4 protein-coding genes are annotated in these 3818 nt (G+C 57.6%); all 4 read right to left on the bottom strand.

Annotation, left to right across the window (positions count from 1 at the left end; genetic code table 11):
- The coding region (locus tag IRZ24_RS17895; RefSeq protein WP_297167292.1) for a carboxyl transferase domain-containing protein at window positions 1–627 on the bottom strand (627 nt) is incomplete at its 3' end.
- A complete protein-coding gene (gene accD, locus IRZ24_RS17890) occupies window positions 611–1597 on the bottom strand; it encodes an acetyl-CoA carboxylase, carboxyltransferase subunit beta (RefSeq protein ID WP_297167287.1) in 987 nt (328 codons plus the stop codon). The genes IRZ24_RS17895 and accD, both read right to left, overlap by 17 nt.
- 58 nt (window positions 1598–1655) lie before the next feature.
- Entirely contained in the window at window positions 1656–2675 is a 1020-nt protein-coding gene (gene ftsY, locus IRZ24_RS17885) for a signal recognition particle-docking protein FtsY (protein ID WP_297167284.1), read from the bottom strand.
- Window positions 2676–3064: 389 nt separating this feature from the next.
- Complete coding sequence (locus IRZ24_RS17880; RefSeq protein WP_297167281.1) at window positions 3065–3196, bottom strand: hypothetical protein; 132 nt, start codon at window positions 3194–3196, stop codon at window positions 3065–3067.
- Window positions 3197–3818 lie beyond the last annotated feature (622 nt).

Here is a 3818-nt window from a genome sequence, read left to right as displayed (position 1 = left end):
CACACTGATGGCTAGAGCGCCGCCGCTTCCTCCCTCACCAATTACCGCCGCAATGATGGGTACGCGCAGGCGAGCCATCGCATAGAGGCTGGCCGCAATGGCGCTGCCCTGACCCCGCTCCTCATCTTCCAGGCCAAGGAAGGCTCCCTGAGTATCGACCAGGCAAATGACCGGATAGCCAAATTTCTCGGCCTGCTCCATCAGGCGAATGGCCTTATGGTAGCCCTCAGGATGAGGCATGCCATTGTTACGATAGATCTTCTCGCGCATGCCACGCCCCTTCTCGTGGCCAATGATCATCACCGTTTCGCCATTGAAGAGGGCCGGGCCACCAATAATAGCGTGATCATCGCCCACGCGACGGTCGCCATGCAGCTCGAAGAACTCTTCACACATCAGATGGATGAAATCGGCAGTGTAGGGACGATCTTTGTGGCGTGCCACCTGGACCGTCTGCCAGGCCGTCAGACTGCGGTAGATTTCCTCGGTACGGCGGCGTAGTTCGCGCTCATACTCCTGAAGCTGGGCATGCTCCTCTGGTCGGAGACGCTCACCTTTACGTTGCAGAGAAGCAATGCGCTTCTCTAGCTCGGCTAATGGCTTCTCAAACTCAAGATCGTAGACCATCCTGACCTCCTCCGACCTCAGCCCGCGCCTGCGCTGTCTGCTGGGACAGCAGGGAAGCGGCCTGCTTCTGGGTCTGTGCTGCTGGCGAGGCAGTTGTCGCTCCTGCAGGGGCCGCTGGAACCTTGTAGAGACGCAACAGGCGCGCCAGCGTTGCGCGCAGCTCGCGTCGATGCACTACGGCATCGATCATACCATGCTGGAGCACAAACTCAGAATTCACTGTTCCCTCGGGGAACTTTACATGCATAAATTGCTCAACCACGCGCGGGCCGGCAAAGGCGATCAGGGCCCCCGGCTCGGCCAGAATCACATCGCCGAGCATGGCAAAGCTAGCTGTCACACCGCCGGTGGTCGGATCAGTAATCAAGCTGAAATAAGGAATACGAGCCTCGCCCAGACGCGCCAGGGCTGCCACCGTCTTGGCCATTTGCAGCAATGAATAGAAGCCTTCCTGCATGCGGGCGCCCCCAGAAGTAGAGACAATGAGCACTGGCCAGCGGCGCTCTAGGCCCAGCTCAATGGCACGCGTTACCTTCTCTCCTACCACCGAGCCCATGCTCCCGCCAATAAAGCGGAAATCCATCACTGCCAGCGAAAGCGGCAACCCTTCGATCGTCCCATAACCGCGAATCACCGCCTCGTTGAGGCCCACTTTCTCCCGCTCTTCCTGCAACTTTTGGGCATAGGACTGCGAGCGGCTGACAAAGGTCAGAGGATCAACCGAGACCATCGCCGCGTCAAGCTCGACAAAGCTGCCTGGATCAAGCAGGAGATTCACACGTTCATGAGCAGTTAGACGAAAGTGATAGTTACAGCGTGAGCAGACCTTGAGGTTCTTTTCCCAATCGCGGCTGTAGAGGATCTCCTTGCACTTTGGGCATTTGACCATCAAGTTATCGGGAGCAACCCCCGGTCCTGAGCGCCGCTCAGGCTGCTGCCCGCCGGAAGAGCTCGCCGCTTCCTTCGCCATGTCAGTACCCTCTTACTTTTGATAAGGTCAAATTGCGTTGCATCGTCAGTGCCAGTCTTTACTCATCTTGGGCCAAAAGCGCCTCTACAAAGCTCTCAGGATCAAAAGGCGTCAAGTCTGTGACCTTCTCGCCGGTGCCCAGGAACTTAATCGGCACCCCCAGATCATCAGCGACCGCGAAAGCAAAGCCGCCTTTGGCAGTGCTATCCATCTTGGTAATAATGACTCCGGTCAGGCCAACATCCTCAGCGAACTTGCGAGCTTGCAACAGCGCATTCTGACCCGTCGTGGCATCAATCACGATCAGCAGCTCCTGGGGTCCCTCGGGTAGGAACTTCTGGACAACCTTGCCGATTTTCTTTAGTTCCTCCATCAAGTTGAACTTGGTATGGAGGCGCCCAGCAGTATCCACCAGCAGCACATCATACCCGCGCGAGAGACCCGCCTGAATGGCATCATAGACCACGGCACCGGGATCAGAACCGGGGTTTTGGCTGATCACCGGCACATCGATACGCTCGCCCCAGGTCTTCAACTGCTCGATCGCGCCAGCACGGAAGGTATCGGCAGCCGCCAAAACGACCCGATGCCCTTCCTGCTTGAGACGATAGGCGAGCTTGGCCACCGTGGTCGTCTTGCCTGAGCCATTCACGCCAATGATGAGCATAACCGTCAGGGGTGCCTGAGAAGCAAAGCGCAGCGGTGCGGCCTTGCCAAGCAGAGCTAGTAGCTCTTCGCGTAAAGCACGCCGCACTTGCGACGTGGTGCGCAAGCGCTCCTGCTCAGCCCGCTCGCGCAGGCGCTCCAGCAACCAAGTCGTTGTACTGGCCCCGACATCGGCTTCAATGAGGGACTCCTCCAGCTCGTCCCAAAAGGCATCTGTTAGCGGTTCGTCCTGCCGAAAACTCTCCTGCACACGCTCGAAGAGCCGGCGAGTACGACTCAAGCTAGCTTTGAGAAAGCTTAGCCGCTGTTCAGACGCTGCGTCCGCCCCTTTCCGCTCCTGCCCTAGAACGTTCTCCTCTTTAGGAGCTTCTTCTCCCTCTTTTTGCCTTCTGCCAAAAAATCTATTCAGCACAGTAATCTCGTCTCCTTCAGGCAATCCAACGCTCAGCGCAACCCTTCGCAAAACAGCGTACTGTGCCCTATTCTGCCGGCTTTTTCTCCTCCTGCCGCAAGAGCCACCATTTCAGCAGGGTGAGTAAGCACGCGATCAACTGCTGGCTGCTGAGGCCCTGATAAGGGCAGACGCCACCTCCAGACTGGAGTCGCTGGATGGCAAGGGCAGACTCAAGCGCTCAAAAAGGACAGACGCGGGCTTAGTCAGGCCATCACCTGCGGCTGCCGCAAGATGGCTCGAGACCATGAACTGGAAGATTGCTTTTGCTGGGAGAGTACCTTGTCCACGAGGTCCTCTCGCGCTTTGGCAGCTTGGCAAGTACGCTTGCCCACTGCTGGCTCTAGCCATCAGCTTTCATTGTAGACGATTCTCACCAGAGAAGTAAAGAGAGAGTGGGCCACGAACACCCAGCGCTCCGAGAGCAAGAGGATGTGGAAGAGCAGCGAAGGATCGGCCCCATCCGAGCCAGTGCCCGCCATTTGATCACCTGCCCGCTGCTCACTCTAGCTCCTTGCTCAGGAGACCTCCTCTCTAGCTCCGATAGCGCACTGGTTTCTAGCGAGCAGGCGGTTCGGGCCGCGCACCAGAGCCGCGCAGCAAGAAGCCCCCCAGTTCTGGCTTCTCTCACATAGATCACACGAGTCTTTTAGGCGTGAGAGAGAGCCTGGCCAGGCAAGGCGGGAGAAGGGATTAACCGAGCCAAGACCGAGCAGCGGCGAAGTGAGCCTAGAAAGCGGACTTGCAAGTGAGGGCCTGCTCACCTGGGACGAAGTCGTACAGCAGGTGAGAACGCCCTCGCTTTACAAGCACGTGCTGAAAAGGCATCAGGCAGAGCAAGAGCATCTGGCCAGCGCCTTTTCAGCAGGTAAAACATACAAAGAGAACCGTGCACGCGACAGAACCGGACTAGGGGCAGGGCAGCGGCGAGGATCCCTGTTGCCCACCACCATCGCCATCCAGGTACTGCGTTGATTGCTCTACGGATGGGGTTTTAGCAACTGGAGGCCGGTTCACGAGCGGCTGCCACGGTACTGATGGAGAGAGCCATCACTAATGGGTTCATTAATGATGATATCTCCATTCCTGATCTTGATGTTGTAC

The organism is Thermogemmatispora sp., from assembly GCF_019683755.1.
In the GTDB taxonomy this organism is placed as follows: Bacteria; Chloroflexota; Ktedonobacteria; order Ktedonobacterales; family Ktedonobacteraceae; genus Thermogemmatispora.
Note: the sequence above shows the minus strand (reverse complement) of the source record. Positions and strands in the feature narration are given on the sequence as shown.

Coding starts and splice junctions, on each gene's coding strand:
- IRZ24_RS17880 (WP_297167281.1), bottom strand. CDS start 3,196: ATGGCGGGCACTGGCTCGGATGGGGCCGATCCTTCGCTGCTCTTCCAC.
- accD (WP_297167287.1), bottom strand. CDS start 1,597: ATGGCGAAGGAAGCGGCGAGCTCTTCCGGCGGGCAGCAGCCTGAGCGG.